General features: G+C 67.4%; 14 protein-coding genes and 2 tRNA genes. 7 read left to right on the forward strand and 9 right to left on the reverse strand.

Going from position 1 to position 13,475, the window contains the following annotated elements:
* Both H6A23_RS08885 and H6A23_RS08890 read right to left on the reverse strand, forming a co-directional pair.
* The coding region (locus tag H6A23_RS08885) for a DUF3662 domain-containing protein (RefSeq protein ID WP_204831834.1) at window positions 1–842 on the reverse strand (842 nt) is incomplete at its 3' end.
* Window positions 826–2,580, reverse strand: a complete 1,755-nt coding sequence (locus tag H6A23_RS08890) for a serine/threonine-protein kinase (protein WP_353653044.1) — start codon at window positions 2,578–2,580, stop codon at window positions 826–828. The genes H6A23_RS08890 and H6A23_RS08885, both read right to left, overlap by 17 nt.
* A gap of 129 nt (window positions 2,581–2,709) precedes the next feature.
* Here H6A23_RS08890 and H6A23_RS08895 point away from each other — a divergent pair.
* Window positions 2,710–2,796 (forward strand) — tRNA-Leu (locus tag H6A23_RS08895).
* A 166-nt stretch (window positions 2,797–2,962) separates the two neighbouring features.
* On the opposite strand, the gene H6A23_RS08900 is transcribed toward H6A23_RS08895, so the two are convergent.
* Window positions 2,963–3,154 carry a DUF6724 family protein gene (locus tag H6A23_RS08900; protein WP_204831836.1) on the reverse strand — a complete coding sequence of 64 codons (192 nt, stop codon included), beginning with the start codon at window positions 3,152–3,154 and terminating at the stop codon, window positions 2,963–2,965.
* A gap of 102 nt (window positions 3,155–3,256) precedes the next feature.
* On the opposite strand from H6A23_RS08900, the gene serS reads away from it, so the two are divergent.
* Both serS and H6A23_RS08910 read left to right on the forward strand, forming a co-directional pair.
* The gene (gene serS / locus H6A23_RS08905; RefSeq protein ID WP_204831837.1) at window positions 3,257–4,552 is read left to right on the forward strand and encodes a serine--tRNA ligase; all 1,296 of its coding nucleotides are present in this window, start codon (window positions 3,257–3,259) and stop codon (window positions 4,550–4,552) included.
* Between the two features lie 493 nt (window positions 4,553–5,045).
* Window positions 5,046–5,435, forward strand: coding sequence for a hypothetical protein (locus H6A23_RS08910; protein ID WP_204831838.1), 390 nt, complete (start codon window positions 5,046–5,048; stop codon window positions 5,433–5,435).
* Here the strand turns inward: H6A23_RS08910 and H6A23_RS08915 are convergent.
* From H6A23_RS08915 to H6A23_RS08935, 5 genes are all read right to left on the reverse strand, one after another.
* The gene (locus H6A23_RS08915) at window positions 5,422–6,129 is read right to left on the reverse strand and encodes a GntR family transcriptional regulator (RefSeq protein ID WP_204831839.1); all 708 of its coding nucleotides are present in this window, start codon (window positions 6,127–6,129) and stop codon (window positions 5,422–5,424) included. The two genes, H6A23_RS08910 and H6A23_RS08915, sit on opposite strands and share 14 nt — an antisense overlap.
* 117 nt (window positions 6,130–6,246) lie before the next feature.
* On the reverse strand, window positions 6,247–7,104 hold the full coding sequence (locus H6A23_RS08920) for a PTS system mannose/fructose/sorbose family transporter subunit IID (RefSeq protein WP_204831840.1): 858 nt from the start codon (window positions 7,102–7,104) through the stop codon (window positions 6,247–6,249).
* A 21-nt stretch (window positions 7,105–7,125) separates the two neighbouring features.
* Window positions 7,126–7,962 carry a PTS mannose/fructose/sorbose/N-acetylgalactosamine transporter subunit IIC gene (locus H6A23_RS08925; RefSeq protein ID WP_204831841.1) on the reverse strand — a complete coding sequence of 279 codons (837 nt, stop codon included), beginning with the start codon at window positions 7,960–7,962 and terminating at the stop codon, window positions 7,126–7,128.
* 25 nt (window positions 7,963–7,987) lie between these two features.
* Complete coding sequence (locus H6A23_RS08930) at window positions 7,988–8,482, reverse strand: PTS system mannose/fructose/N-acetylgalactosamine-transporter subunit IIB (protein WP_204831842.1); 495 nt, start codon at window positions 8,480–8,482, stop codon at window positions 7,988–7,990.
* A gap of 47 nt (window positions 8,483–8,529) precedes the next feature.
* Window positions 8,530–8,958 (reverse strand): PTS sugar transporter subunit IIA, encoded by a 429-nt coding sequence (locus H6A23_RS08935; protein WP_204831843.1) that lies wholly within the window; start codon window positions 8,956–8,958, stop codon window positions 8,530–8,532.
* Window positions 8,959–9,148: 190 nt separating this feature from the next.
* Here H6A23_RS08935 and deoC point away from each other — a divergent pair, with 190 nt between their 5' ends.
* From deoC to H6A23_RS08950, 3 genes are read left to right on the forward strand one after another with little or no spacing between them, the layout of a single operon-like run.
* Complete coding sequence (gene deoC / locus H6A23_RS08940) at window positions 9,149–9,859, forward strand: deoxyribose-phosphate aldolase (protein WP_204831844.1); 711 nt, start codon at window positions 9,149–9,151, stop codon at window positions 9,857–9,859.
* 9 nt (window positions 9,860–9,868) lie between these two features.
* Complete coding sequence (locus H6A23_RS08945) at window positions 9,869–10,816, forward strand: class I mannose-6-phosphate isomerase (protein ID WP_204831845.1); 948 nt, start codon at window positions 9,869–9,871, stop codon at window positions 10,814–10,816.
* A 54-nt stretch (window positions 10,817–10,870) separates the two neighbouring features.
* Window positions 10,871–11,737: an SDR family oxidoreductase gene (locus tag H6A23_RS08950; protein ID WP_204831846.1), complete on the forward strand. Its 867-nt coding sequence runs from the start codon at window positions 10,871–10,873 to the stop codon at window positions 11,735–11,737.
* 145 nt (window positions 11,738–11,882) lie between these two features.
* On the opposite strand, the gene H6A23_RS08955 is transcribed toward H6A23_RS08950, so the two are convergent.
* Window positions 11,883–11,959, reverse strand: a tRNA-Arg gene (locus H6A23_RS08955).
* Window positions 11,960–12,158: 199 nt separating this feature from the next.
* Here H6A23_RS08955 and H6A23_RS08960 point away from each other — a divergent pair.
* Window positions 12,159–13,355 carry an IS3 family transposase gene (locus H6A23_RS08960; protein WP_204831847.1) on the forward strand — a complete coding sequence of 399 codons (1,197 nt, stop codon included), beginning with the start codon at window positions 12,159–12,161 and terminating at the stop codon, window positions 13,353–13,355.
* The last annotated feature ends 120 nt before the right edge of the window (window positions 13,356–13,475 follow it).

A 13,475-nucleotide genomic window follows, 5' to 3' on the forward strand; every position in this document is an offset into this window, starting at 1 on the left:
AGATGTGTATAAGAGACAGGTGCGGGCGCGGGGATGGAGGACGCCACGGCGGCGGCCCCGGGGACCGCGCCGGCGATGCCGGCGACCGCCTCGGCGCCCACGCCGCGCCTCATGTCGACGAGCGGGACGTTCCGGCGCTGCGTCTGCGGCACCGGGATGGCGCCGGGCTGCGCCGGCTGCGAGACGAGCGGCGTGCCGGCGGCCGCCACGGGCATGGGCGTCGACTCGGACGCGGAGGCCACGGGGCCCGGCACGTCGTCAAACTCGGCGGGCATGACCTCGAGGCCGGCCTCGGAGTCGGAGAGCGAGGGGCGGCGCTCGGGCTCGGGCTGCGCGAGGGGCACGACGCGGTCGGCCGTGCGGCGCGTGGGCCGCGGCTGCGGGCCGCGGCGGTTGATCTGCGCCGCGGCGCCGCCGGCGCTCGAGTTGCCGGCGAGAAACGCGCGCTCCTCCTCGCGCAGGCGGTTGAGGGTGCGGGCGTCGACGTTCTCAGCGAAGACGGCGAACTTGCCGGGGCGCTGGGATGGGTCGACCATGAAGCGCACGAGGGGGCTGCCCACGAAGGCGTAGCCCTTCTTCTGGGCCTGCGCCGTGACGAAGGAGGAGATCTCGTAGGTGATCTGCTCGTAGAGCGGCCGCATGAGGGAGTCGTCGGACGAGGAGACGAGCACGGTGTAGAGCGCCGGCGCGGTGTCCACGCCGTCGATCTCATAGGTCTCGTTCTCCATCTCGCGCGCGGCGCGCTTGGCGAGCTTCTTGAAGGAGAACGGCTCGGTATATCCCTGCGGCGCGGCCCCAAACACGGAGCTGATGCGCCCCTCAAACTCACTGAGGAAGCTCATGGTACCCATCCTCGTCATCCAGGTCCTCGAAGAGCGGCCCTCTGAGGACTGTCGCAATGCACAAAAGCACAGACAAGAGTACCGCAAGGACCACGGACTCCCAATCGAGGGCCGCCCATATACCGGCATTCTCCATGCTGGCCGCGACGGCCTCGGAGCCGATGAGGAGTGCAAGCCCCAGGATCTGACCGCACACGCCCGCCGCCACCGAGCCGCGCAGCGCCACGGCCGAGGAGGCCGCGCCGCAGGCGGCCGCGCCGGCGCAGACGGCCCAGAACGCGGGGTCGGCCAGGCGGGGGAGCAGCCCCGCGAGCGTGACCGCGGCGGAAAAGCCCGCGTCCACGGCGCACCCGAAGAGGCTCCCCAGGAGGTAGCCCGCCGCGCCCGTGAGCGCCGCCGGGCCGGGGTCGAGGGCGTAGCCGGCCACGCCCGCGCCCGCGACGGGCGTGGGCAGGCAGCAGGGGAGCAGGACGGCGAGGCTGCTCAGGCGCTCCTTTCTCCCCACGGCCACCCACCAGGCCACGACCGCGGCGCCCACGGCGGCCGCGAGCGGGAACGAGGCGGCGGTGCGCGCGGTGACGGCGAGCGCACCCGCGAGCGCGAGGCCCGCAAGGGCCCCGCCGAGGGGCGGCCAGGCCGCGGCGGCGACGGCGCAGGCGAGCGAGGCCACGGCGGCCGTGCCCGTCTCGGGGCCAAGCAGCGCGGGAAGGGCGAGCCGCACGGTGGCGAAGGTTGCGAGCGCCGTCACGGCGCGGCCGATCGCGCGGGGAAGCCAGGGGAGCCGCAGGGCGAGGGGCAGCCGCTCGCCCACGAGCGTGGCGCTCGAGCCGTCGTCCTTCTCGGCCTGGTCAACGAGCTCCCGGAGCGACGCCGCGCCCGCGCGCGGGTCCCCCAGCCAGCCGAGAAGGTCGTCGGCGAACGCGCGCACGTCAGCCGGGCGCGCGGCGGCCTGGGGGGCGAGCGCGTCGGCGAGGATGAGCTCCGGCTCCCCCGCAAGCTCCGGGCAGTCGCGCGAGAGCGCGCGCCGGGGCCCGTGCTCGATGAGGCGCAGCGAGGAGGCGGCCGAGTCCGCGGCGAAGGGGTTCGAGCCCGTGAGGGCCTGCCAGATCACCACGGCGAGCGAGAAGACGTCGCTGCGCTCGTCCACGAGCATGCCCTCGATCTGCTCGGGCGGCATGTAGCCCACGGTGCCGCCCCGCGCCCCTCCGTAGCCCGCGGCCGAGGCAAGCGTGGCCATGCCAAAGTCGGCGAGCTTCACCACGCCCTGCCGGTCGATCATGATGTTCGTGGGCTTGATGTCCAGGTGCAGCACGCGGTTCTCGTGGGCAAACTCGAGGGCGCGCGCCACGGAGTCGAGCACCTGCGCGCACTCCTCGCAGGTGAGCCTGCCGCCCTCCACGCGCGCGAGCAGCTCCGCGAGGTTGAGGCCGTCGACGTACTCCATCACGATGTAGGCGTAGGTGCCGTCTGACTCAAAGTCAAAGACCGTCACGATGTTGGGGTGTCCCAGCATGCAGGCGGTGCGGGCCTCCGCGAGGGCCTCGTCTGCCGTGGTGGTTGCCGCCTCGTCGAGGATGGGGAGCCGCTTGATGGCCACGCGCCGCTGGAGGCGCAGGTCCCAGCAGGTGCACACGGTGCCAAAGCCGCCGGTTCCCCGGCGCGCGAGAACGCGGTACCTGCCCAGGAGGACCTCCTCGGGCGGCGTGTGCTGCTGCGCGATCGGGCTCGTCTCGCTCACGGCGTCTCCTTTGGTTGTGCTGCGTGTGCCGTGTCGTGGGGCCCATTCTACCGCAGGCGCGCGGGCAGCCGTCCCGTCAGAAAAAACACTTGGCAGTCCGCGAGGCATGCGCTAGAATGTCCTCTGCACGCGGGCGTGGCGGAATTGGCAGACGCGTACGGTTCAGGTCCGTATGGGGGCAACTCCATGAAGGTTCAAGTCCTTTCGCCCGCACCATGATTGTTTGGCCCCGGCTTCGCGCCGGGGCTTTTTTGTGCGCCTCGGGCCGCCTCCACAGTTAACGCGCACTCGTGCACGGGTTCTTACATGCCCACTGGGCAAACGCGAGAAGAACCCGTGCACGAGTGCGCGTTAATCGAGAAGAACCTGCGGGCCGAATCCGCTACTCGTCGTCCTCGTCGTCAAAGAGGTCCCAGTCGCCCTCGGACTTCTCGTGGTTGAAGTAGCGCTTCTTGGTGGTGCGCTCCATGAGCAGGGCGATGACGAGGCAGATGACGATCCCACCGCCGATGAGGCAGATGACGCCCATCTCGTCGTTGAAGAGCCATGTGAAGAAGTCACCAATCGCCTGCATGCACCCTCCCGAGAACGCGTCGTTTCATCCGCACAAGTATATACTTGGGGAGCCGCCGCGCGAGCGCCGGCAACGTGCACGCATTCAAAGCAAGGAGCCAGCATGCTCGACATCAAGTTCGTCCGCGAGAACCCCGACCTTGTGGACAAGGCCTGCGAGTCTCGCCAGAACGCCCACTGGGACCGCGAGAAGTTCTTCGAGCTTGACGAGGAGCGCCGCTCCGTCATCTCCGAGGTCGAGAAGCTTCAGGCCGAGCGCAACGCCGTCTCCAAGGAGATCGGCCAGCTCATGCGCGAGGGCAAGCGCGACGAGGCCGAGGCCGCCAAGGCGCGCGTGGCCGCCAACAAGGACCGCATCGCCGCGCTCGATGACCGCCGCGGCGAGGTCGAGGACGCCCTCTTTGACCTGGTGAGCCGCATCCCCAACATCCCGCACGAGAGCGTTCCCTACGGCAAGGACGACTCCGACAACCCCGAGGTGCGCCGCTGGGGCACCCCGCGCGACTTTGCCGCGGACGGCTTTGAGCCCAAGGCGCACTGGGACCTGGGCCCGGCCACCGGCATGATTGACTTCGACCGCGGCGTCAAGATTGCCGGCGCCCGCTTCTACGTGCTTGGTGGCATGGGCGCCCGCATGGAGCGCGCGCTCATCAGCTTCATGGTAGACATGCACGTCAAGGCCGGTTTCAAGGAGTGGTGGATGCCCGTCATCACCAACCGCGAGACCCTCTTTGGCACGGGCCAGCTGCCCAAGTTCGAGGACGACCTCTACCATGTGAACCCCGACCTCTACCTCATCCCCACGGCCGAGGTCATGCTCACCAACCTCCATCGCGGCGAGGTGCTCGAGGCCTCCCAGCTGCCGCTGTGGTACACCGCCTTCACGCCGTGCTTCCGCGAGGAGGCGGGCTCTGCCGGGCGCGACACGCGCGGCATCATCCGCGTGCACCAGTTTGACAAGGTCGAGATGGTCAAGTTTGCCAAGCCCGAGGACTCGATGAACCAGCTCGAGAGCATGGTCGGCGAGGCCGAGGCCGTGCTCCAGGCGCTGAGGCTGCCCTACCACGTGGTCACGCTCTGCACCGGTGACATTGGCTTCTCCGCGTGCAAGTGCTACGACCTCGAGGTGTGGCTGCCCAGCTACAACGCCTACAAGGAGATCTCCTCCTGCTCCAACTGCTGGGACTTCCAGGCCCGCCGCGCCAACATCCGCTACAAGGACCCGGCGGAGTTCAAGGGCACGCGCTACGTGCACACCCTCAACGGCTCCGGCCTGGCCGTGGGCCGCACGATGGCCGCCATCATGGAGAACTACCAGAACGCCGATGGTTCCATCACGGTGCCCGAGGCCCTGCGCCCCTATATGGGCGGCGTCGAGGTCATCCGCCCGGAGGCCTAGGGACCGTACAGCCCGAGTGCTGCGGGGCCGTCCGTCGCGTGCGGGCGGCCCCGCTTCGCTTGGAAGGCAGTGCGCCGGTGCCGGCACCCACGCCGCTGCGCTGCGCGTTAGAAAGCCGCGGCCGTTGCACGATATGGCGAGAAGAACGTTAGCAATTCGAGGTCGTTGCGTGCCTCGGGTGCGGGCGGGTTAGAGAATCGCGCTCGTTGCAGCTCCGGTGCCGTGCGGACCCCTGTTGCGTGGCGGAATCCTCGTGTTTTGCGCATTGCCGCAGGCGGTTGTCCTTCTCGCCCGGCCTAAATCGCGTTTTACGTGAGGCGCTTCGCGCGACGACCGCGATTTTCTAAGCGTGGCACCCGCTTGCGGTGCCATGACCCGCGATTGTTAAACAGACTCCTCCGGAACTATTGTTGGCAAAATTAAGAACTGATGTTCTAAAAGAACAAATGTTCTGCTATACTAGGGACGAAGGGAGCGGGAGAAAGGTGGCGAGATGGATGAGCACGAGGTGGCGCGGTTTGAGCGAGCGGGGGATGTGCGCGTGATGAGCGTAGCGGCGGATGGCGAGAAGATCGTGGTGCGCGAGGACCTCTCGGGTCCTTCCGCCCTTCTCGCCTACGGCGAGAGGTGCAGGACGCTGAGGGTGACGCTTGCGGGGGAGGCGTCCGCCGCGCTCCTGCGCCAGGGGTTCTGCGGCGGGGTCGACTCGCTCTGGAGCTACCTTACGGACGAGAGGCACGACATCGTTGACCTCATGGACCTCTGCGACGGGCTCGGCGTCCCCTATGCGTTCTCGTCCACGGGCCCGGGGGACGTCCTGCAGTTCCGGCCCGCCCGAGGGGACGCCCGCGGGGACCGGCCCACGGGCGTCAGACACGGCTGACGTTGAGCTCGAAGCTGTTGCTCTCCCCGCGGTAGGTGGCGACGGAGTACTCCACGGCCGTTCCCTGTGCGTCGCGGGAAACGGTGTGGAAGAGCAAGAGGGGGTCTCCCGCCTCTACGTCGAGCAGGGCGGCGGCCGCCCCGTCGGCCTTGATGACCTCAAGGCGGCGGCGTGCCGTCATGACGGGGTTCCCGCAGGCGTCCATGGCGGCGTAGAGGCTCGACTCGTTGAAGTCGAACGAGTCGAGGCCCGGGTAGAGCGCGCAGGGGATGTAGCTCTCGACAAAGACGTTGGGCAGATCGTCGGCGTAGCGAAGCCGCACGAGCTTATAAACCTCCTGGCCGCGGGTCAGCTCAAGCTGCTTCTCCACCTCGGCGCCTGCGCGCTCGCGCTTGAACACGAGGACGTTGGTCTTGGGGAGGCGCCCCGCAAGGCGCATCGCATCCTCGAAGCTGGAGATGGTCATGGTGAAGGACTGGCTCACCTTGGGCTTGGTCACCACCGTGCCCCGACGCCGGCGCTTCTCAAGGTAGCCGTCGCTCGCGAGAATCTGGAGGGCCTGGCGGATGGTCGGCCGGCTGACCCCGTAGATCTGCGCGAGCTCGAGCTCGGAGGGTATGGTCTGCCCCTCGGGGTAGGTCCCGTCATTGATCTTGGAGAGGAGGTCGTCTTTGATTTGATCGTAGAGGGTCATGGGTCCCGTCCGTCGATGAGGCGCTGAACGTGATGATTGTAGCGCGAGCGCGGCCCGCACCGGGGTGCGGGCCGCGCGGGGATGACGTCAAAGACCGCTCGATCTCTTTGGATGTGCCTAGAAGACGCCGAGGACGCACAGGACGCTGATGGCAACCGTCAGGATGACGATGACCTTGGTGGGGCTGTACTGCTTCTTGCCGAGCATCCACCAGGTCACAAGCACCGCGATGAGCGGGAGCAGTGCCGGGAAGACGCCGTCGAGGGTGGTCTGGAGCGGCTGCCACTCGTCGCCGAAGGGAATGTTCAGCGTGGTGGCGAGGGCGATGTTGCCCGCCGCGAGCGCGCCGACGACCATGATGCCGAGCACGTTGAAGGCGTCCATGATGCGCCGAGCGCTCTCGCCGACGATGATGTCGATGGCGCCCACGCCCAGCTTGTAGCCGGTGCGGTAGCTGATGAAGGAGATGACGGGCCCGATGATGCCGTAGGCGACGATGTAGAAGAGCGGGCCGAGGGGGCTGCCGCCGTTGGCGAGGCTCATGCCAATGGAGAGCAGCGTCGGGACGATGATGCCCTGGATGATGGAGTCGCCGATGCCGGCGAGCGGTCCCATGAGGGTGGCCTTGATGTTGTTGGGCATCTCCTCGGAGACCTCGCCGCCCAGGGCGATGTTCTCCTCGAGCGAGGTCACGATGCCGTTGATGATCTGGCCCGTCTGGGGCTCGGTGTTGAAGAAGACCGAGTGGCGGACGAGCAGGCGCCGCTTGGCCTCGGGGTCGCCGGCGTAGTACTTGTTGGCAAAGGGGATGTAGGACCAGGCATAGGCATGACCCTGGAGCTTCTCGTAGCTCATGGAGGCGAGGTGGGTGAACGCCCAGCGCAGCCAGATTGTGTTGAGGTCCTTGTTGGTGAGGCGCGGCTTGCCGTTGGCGCTGGGCGCCTGCTGGGTGAGGTCGGTGGTTTCGGTGGCCATGGGGGTGCTCCTTTCCGGTGCTTAGAACAGGTCATCGTCCTCGTAGACCGCGTGCGCGTCAGCCTCGGTCACGGCCTCGGCCGCAGGCTCGGCGGCGGACTTGCCGCTGGAGAGGAACACGAGGTACGCGACAAGCGCGGCGATGAAGACGATCGCCACCATCGAGAGGCCGGCGAAGGACAGCAGGACAAAGCCAGCGAGGAAGAAGATGAGCTGCATCTTGTCCTTGATGACGATGTTCATGAGCATGCCGATCCCAAGGGCCGGCAGCACGCCGCCGAGGACGGAGATGATGTGCGTGACGATCTCGGGCACGCTGTTGAGCAGTGCGTCAACGACGCCCTGGCCGAAGAAGACGATCAGGAAGACGGGCACCGCGCGGATGAAGAAGGTGCAGATCTGCGGGTAGACGATGTGCCAGAGGGTGATGCCTCGGTCATCGTTGTTCTCCGCGGCGCGCGAGGCGCCGTTGTTGAAGAACGAGTAGAGCGCCATGCGCGTGTTGTAGAAGATGAGGCCGAGGGTCTGGCCAATCAGCACGGAGAGGGTGACGGCGATCGCCGGGTCCTTGGTGGTGGCCATGGCAAGCCCGATGCCGCCGTAGGAGGCGTAGGTGATCTCGGAGTTTGTCGCCCCGCCGGTGGAGAGGTTGGCGATGAAGACGGCCTGAACGGCGACGCCGCACAGGACGCCCTGGGTGATGTCACCGAACACGAGGCCGCAGAGCAGGCCGGCCACGAGCGGGCGGCCCATCACGTAGTAGCCCCAGCTCATGCCGAAGAGGCAGCAGCTCTCGATGGCGCCGAGGTAGCAGAAGACGCCACACATGAGCGCGGGAAACAGCAGCGCGAGGTTCATGTCTTTCCCTTTCTCTTTAGTGACGCTACATTGCCTGGTACTTGGCCTTGAGCTCGGGCCAGGTGCGGACGGAGTCGTCGGGGAGCAGCTGGAACTGGATGTCCACGCCCGCCGCCGCCAGCTCGTCGAGGGCCACGACGTCCTCATCGTTGAGCATGACGGTGTTGCCCATGTTCTTGGTGCCCTCGCGGGTGGCGTTGAGGTTGCCCACGTTGAGGACGCCGCCGTAGTCGCCGCCGAGCTTCGTGAGGTCGGCGAAGTTCCTGATGGAGTCGGAGATGACAAAGAACTTCTTCGGGGAGGCGCTCGCCTTGGCAAGGGCCTCGGGTCCCTGGGCGAGGGTGTAGATGCCCAGCTTGAGCTTGCCGGCCGCGGCCTTGAGGACCTTGCAGCGCAGCTGGTCGGCGGCAACCTTGTCGCTGATTACGAGAATGGCGTCCGCGGGCTTCACGGCGACCCACCTTGTAGTGGTCTGCCCGTGAATGACGCGGTCGTCAACGCGCGCGAGAACAATGGCCATGTTCTTCTCCTTTCCTGAGCGCCCGGGCGGGCGCCTTGCCTACGTTGCTAAAAGAGGTCGTCCTCGTCGCTCTCGTACCCCTCGTCGGGAAGCTCCGCGGCGACCACGCCGCCTCGTCCCGCCTCGAGCGCCACGCCGAGTACCTCATCGAGGTCGTCCGAATCTGCGGCGGCGATCCCCACCTCGATGAGCATGGGGAAGTTGGCCCCTGCGACCACGCGGAGCTCCTCGGGGTGCTGGAGGAAGAGGGCGTACGACTCGTTATATGGCGTTCCTCCAATAAGGTCGGACATAATAAGGGTCTTTCCCTGGGCGAGAGACGCGTCAACCGCGGCGACGAGGCGCTCGCGGAAGTCGTCGATGCCATGCTCGTCAAGTCCGACGGCGGTGACCGGGGCGGGTTCGGCCACCATCATGTGCAGGGCGTCCACGAGTCCCTCGCAGAGTTTCCCGTGGGAAGCCACTACAATGTTCATATGCGCTCCTTTCGATCGCTTTGGTTGTACTGAATCATATAAGTCAGACAAAAATTGTCCATATTGCGGGAATAGTGGTCCTATGAACGGTAGTAAAACTGACATAAACGGTATAAATAGAATTTATTAGCCAATTAAGTCAGCTATATGTTAGTATCACCGCAAGGTCAGACCGAACGAAAGGACTGCCATGAAGCGCTATACGATTGATGATCTTGCCCGCCTCGTCGACCACACCAACCTGCACGCGGACGCCACGCGCGCGGACATGGAAAAGCTCTGCGAGGAGGCCAGGCGCTACCACTTCAAGATGGTCGCGGTGAACTCCGTTCAGTCAAAGCTCTGCTCCGAGCTGCTCGCCGGCACGGACATCCACACCGGTGCCGCCATCGGCTTCCCCCTGGGGCAGACCAGCATAGCCGTCAAGGTCTTCGAGACCAGAGACGCCCTCGCCAACGGCGCCAACGAGATTGACTACGTGGTCAACCTCACCGAGGTCAAGGCCGGCAACTGGGACTACGTCGAGGACGAGATGGCCCAGATCGTGGCCGTCTGCCGCGAGGCCAACGTCCCCTCCAAGGTGATCTTTGAGAACTGCCTGCTCACCCAGGACGAGAAGCTCAAGCTCTGCGAGATCGCAAGCAAGGTGCTCCCGACCTTCGTCAAGACCTCCACGGGCTTCTCGACCGGTGGCGCCACCGTCGAGGACGTGCGTCTCATGCGCGAGCACACGGACGAACGCGTGAAGGTCAAGGCCGCGGGCGGCATCCGCACCGCCGATGACTTCCTCGCCATGGTCCGCGCCGGCGCGGAGCGCATCGGCTGCAGCGCCGGCATCCCCATCATCGAGGAGCTCAAGGCCCGGCTTGAGGCCGAGGGCGCCGACGCCTTCGAGCTCTAGGGGGCTGGAATGGGTCCGCTGCTGCTCAGGCCCAACTACATCTCTCCCGTGTGGTCGGGGCCGCGCGTCAACGAGGCGCGCGGCCTTGCGGGGGAGGTCCTCTATGGGGAGTCCTTTGACGTCTCTGTGCACGAGGGCCTGGTCAACGCCGTTGAGGGCGGCCCCTTTGACGGCGTGCCGCTCGACGAGCTCATCCGCGCGCACCGTGCGGAGATCATGGGCGACCTTACCGATGACGGCATCGTGCAAATCATCGTGATGGACGCGGGCGAGAACCTCTCCGTTCAGGTGCACCCGGACGAGGCCTACGCCCAGGCGCATGAGGGCGATCACGAGAAGACGGAGTCCTGGTACATCCTCGCGGCGGACCCGGGCGCCTTCATCTACTGCGGCACCACGACGGACGACGTCGAGGCCCTGCGCGCCGCGGCGGCGGATGACACGCTGGGCGAGAAGTACGGCCGCAAGGTGCCCGTCTCCGAGGGCGACTTCGTCCTCATCCCCGCCGGGACGCTCCACGCCATGGGGAAGGGCGTCTTTGCCCTCGAGGTGGGGAGCCTCGGCTTCAAGACCTACCGCATCTGCGACTGGGGCCGCGGCCGCGAGCTTCACGTGGAGCAGGGCTTTGACGTGTTGCGGACGGGGAGCCGCTCCGAGCCCAACCGGCTGGGGCCCTTCGACCCGGCCGCCGGCCCGGGCGTCCGGCGGGGCGTGACGCACCGGCTCTTTGCCTCCGACGTCATCGACGTGCGCGGGACGTGGGAGCAGGCGATGGACGGCCGCTACGAGGTGCTCTCCTGCGTTGCGGGCTCCGCGCGCGTGCGTACCGCGGACGGCGCGTGCGAGCTGCCGTTCACCCGCTCGCTGCTCATGCCCGCGAGTGCCGGCTCGTATACCATCGAGGGGACCTGCCGGGTCCTGCGGAGCTATGCCGCCCGCCCCGGCGAGGAGCTGTGAGGGCGAGGCCGGTCGGGCGGCCCCGCCGCGATTGTCAGGAAGGACGGAGGGCGCATGAAGCGGGTTCTCATCACGGGCGCACGCGGGTATCTTGCGAGCCTGGCGCGTCTCTACAATGCCGGAACGTACGAGTTCACCTGCGTTTCCCACACGGACGTGGACTTTCGCGATCCCGCCGGGGTGGAGGAGTTCTTCCGTGCGGCGGAGTTTGACGTGTGCCTGCACATGGCCGCCGACGCCACGACGGCTCATTGCGAGCAGGACCCCGAGGGCACGCATCGCGTGAACACCGAGTCCGCGATTGCCATCGCCCGCGCGTGCGCGGAGCGCGGGCGGCGCGTGATCTTCATCTCCACCGAGCAGTGCTTCAACGCCTCGTCCGGGCCGGCGCCCTTCTCGGAGGACGACGAGCAGGCGTCGACGACGCGCTACGGCCAACAGAAGATGGAGGCCGACGCCTGGATTCGCGAGAACGTGGACGACTACCTTATCCTGCGCTTCTCGTGGATGTTTGGCCTGGCCATGCCCGGCGTGCGCCCCTCGCCCAACATCCTCACCAACGTGATGCGCGTCCTGCGCTCCGGGGAGCCCGCGGCCTTCCGCGTCAACGAGCGACGCAACATGACGTACGCCCAGCGCTTTGCGGGGCAGCTGTCGCAGATCCTCGAGCTTCCGAGCGGGGCGTATCACTTCGCCAGCCAGAACGGCCGCACTACGTACGAGACCGCCCGGCTCGTGGCCGAGCGCCTCGGCTGTCCGGCGGACGAGGTCGACCGCCTCATCCTGCCCGACGAGACCACGTATGCGGACCGGCCGCGTGACTTCCGCCTGGCGTCGGACAAGATTCAGGCCGCGGGCATCGAGCTCGGCACCTTCGAGGAGGACCTCGATCTTTGCCTCGGGGACTTCGGTCTCAGGTAGGTAACGGCGCGCTCCTCGTACGCACCCCGGTCACGGGTTCTTCTCGCCATCAGCGCTGACGCGAGAGGGGATTGGCTGGGGTGCGCATGGCGTGCGATGCGGGCGTATGCAAAAAGGGGCTCCCGAAGGAGCCCCTTACTTTGCGTGGTGCGGCGTATAGGATTCGAACCTATGACGCCCTGATTCGTAGTCAGGTCCTCTATCCAGCTGAGGTAACGCCGCGTGCAGTTGGATATATTGCCACGCCTCCCCCGGTTCGTCAAGCGGGATTCCAAAAAATGTTGGAGATGTGTGGGCAGGGAGGGCTGTGCCCGCGGTGTCCGCTCGTTGTGCTTAGGAAATCGCAGGCATTGCAGGGATTCGACGGGGCGGGACTGCGGACGAAAAGTTGGACCGGCAGGTCCGGAACTTGGAGGTCCGCATGTTCGACAGGGACGACGTGGAGCTGGCCCTGATGGCGCTCGGGGAGGGGTGGTCCACCAGGGCCGCCGGCGCGCTCGTGGGGGCGTCGAGCGCCTCGGTCTCGCTGTGGTCGCGGGGCATGGTGCCGCACGAGAGGCGCCGCCGGGGCGCGCGTGCTACAGTCGGGGCGAGCGCCGAGCGCGAGGAGGCCCCGTTGGACGACGCGGAGAGGGCGGCCTACGAGGCCGCGATGACCGAGAACATGCTGCTCAGGGCGGTGTTGGACGACCTAAAAGCGGCAGGCTCCGACCCCCGTTCGATCTCGAGGAGGAGAAGGGTCGAGCTCGGAGAGAGATTGCGCGCGGCGACCGGCCTGCCCCTCCGCGAGGTCACCGCTTTCTTGAGGATCTCGAGGAGCTCCTATGAGTACCACCGCGCCCGGCTCGGCCGCGACAAGTACGCCGCGCTGCGCGACGAGGTCGAGGCCCTCTTCCGCTCCATGGGCGGCCTCCGCGGCTACCGCGCCGTCCACGCAGAGCTCAGGAGGCGCGGGAGGCGCGTCTCGGAGAAGGTCGTGAGGAGGCTCATGCGCGAGAGGGGCCTCACGGCCGCCAGGCGCCGGCGCCGCGCCTGGTCGAGCTACGCCGGCGAGCCCTCGCCCGCCCCGCCCAACCTGCCGCTGCGCGGCGACGGCACCCACCGCTTCTCCGCGCCCGCCCCCAACCTGCTGTGGGTCACCGACATCACCGAGTTCCGCCTGCCCTCGGGCGAGAGGTGCTACCTGAGCCCCGTCCTCGACTGCTTCGACGGGCGCCCCGTGGCCTGGTCGGTGGGGCCGCGCCCGACGGCGGAGCTGGCGAACTCGAGCCTGCGGGCCGCCTGCGCGACGCTCGGCGACGGCGAGCGGCCCGCCGTCCACTCCGACCGGGGCGGGCACTACCGCTGGCCGGGGTGGGTCGGGATATGCGAGCGGCACGGCCTGGTCAGGAGCATGTCGCGCAAGGGCAGGAGCTGCGACAACGCGCGCATGGAGGGGTTCTTCGGGACCCTCAAGAGCGAGATGTTCCACCCGAGGGACTGGTCGGGCTGGGCGCCGGGCGACTTCATGGCCGAGGTCGACCGCCGGATGCGCTGGTTCCGCGAGGGGCGCCGCTCGCAGGCCCTGGGCTGGCTCACGCCCGACGAGCACCGCGAGGCGCTGGGCTACGGCGTTTAGGATGTACGAGAAAACGTCCGCGGTCCCGGCCCGCTTAGAGAATCGCGGTTGTTGCGTCCTGCGGCCCCCGGGGCGAGAAGAACGACCACTCCTGGCTCCCCCGGAGCTTAGAATTTGCCC

This window comes from Olsenella uli (genome assembly GCF_016900775.1).
Lineage (GTDB): Bacteria > Actinomycetota > Coriobacteriia > Coriobacteriales > Atopobiaceae > Thermophilibacter > Thermophilibacter uli_A.

What these genes read in the sequence shown, in the direction of transcription:
- H6A23_RS08900 (WP_204831836.1), bottom strand. Translation starts at nt 3,154, where the DNA reads ATGCAGGCGATTGGTGACTTCTTCACATGGCTCTTCAACGACGAGATG.
- serS (WP_204831837.1), top strand. Translation starts at nt 3,257, where the DNA reads ATGCTCGACATCAAGTTCGTCCGCGAGAACCCCGACCTTGTGGACAAG.
- H6A23_RS08910 (WP_204831838.1), top strand. Translation starts at nt 5,046, where the DNA reads ATGGATGAGCACGAGGTGGCGCGGTTTGAGCGAGCGGGGGATGTGCGC.
- H6A23_RS08915 (WP_204831839.1), bottom strand. Translation starts at nt 6,129, where the DNA reads ATGACCCTCTACGATCAAATCAAAGACGACCTCCTCTCCAAGATCAAT.
- H6A23_RS08920 (WP_204831840.1), bottom strand. Translation starts at nt 7,104, where the DNA reads ATGGCCACCGAAACCACCGACCTCACCCAGCAGGCGCCCAGCGCCAAC.
- H6A23_RS08925 (WP_204831841.1), bottom strand. Translation starts at nt 7,962, where the DNA reads ATGAACCTCGCGCTGCTGTTTCCCGCGCTCATGTGTGGCGTCTTCTGC.
- H6A23_RS08930 (WP_204831842.1), bottom strand. Translation starts at nt 8,482, where the DNA reads ATGGCCATTGTTCTCGCGCGCGTTGACGACCGCGTCATTCACGGGCAG.
- H6A23_RS08935 (WP_204831843.1), bottom strand. Translation starts at nt 8,958, where the DNA reads ATGAACATTGTAGTGGCTTCCCACGGGAAACTCTGCGAGGGACTCGTG.
- deoC (WP_204831844.1), top strand. Translation starts at nt 9,149, where the DNA reads ATGAAGCGCTATACGATTGATGATCTTGCCCGCCTCGTCGACCACACC.
- H6A23_RS08945 (WP_204831845.1), top strand. Translation starts at nt 9,869, where the DNA reads ATGGGTCCGCTGCTGCTCAGGCCCAACTACATCTCTCCCGTGTGGTCG.
- H6A23_RS08950 (WP_204831846.1), top strand. Translation starts at nt 10,871, where the DNA reads ATGAAGCGGGTTCTCATCACGGGCGCACGCGGGTATCTTGCGAGCCTG.
- H6A23_RS08960 (WP_204831847.1), top strand. Translation starts at nt 12,159, where the DNA reads ATGTTCGACAGGGACGACGTGGAGCTGGCCCTGATGGCGCTCGGGGAG.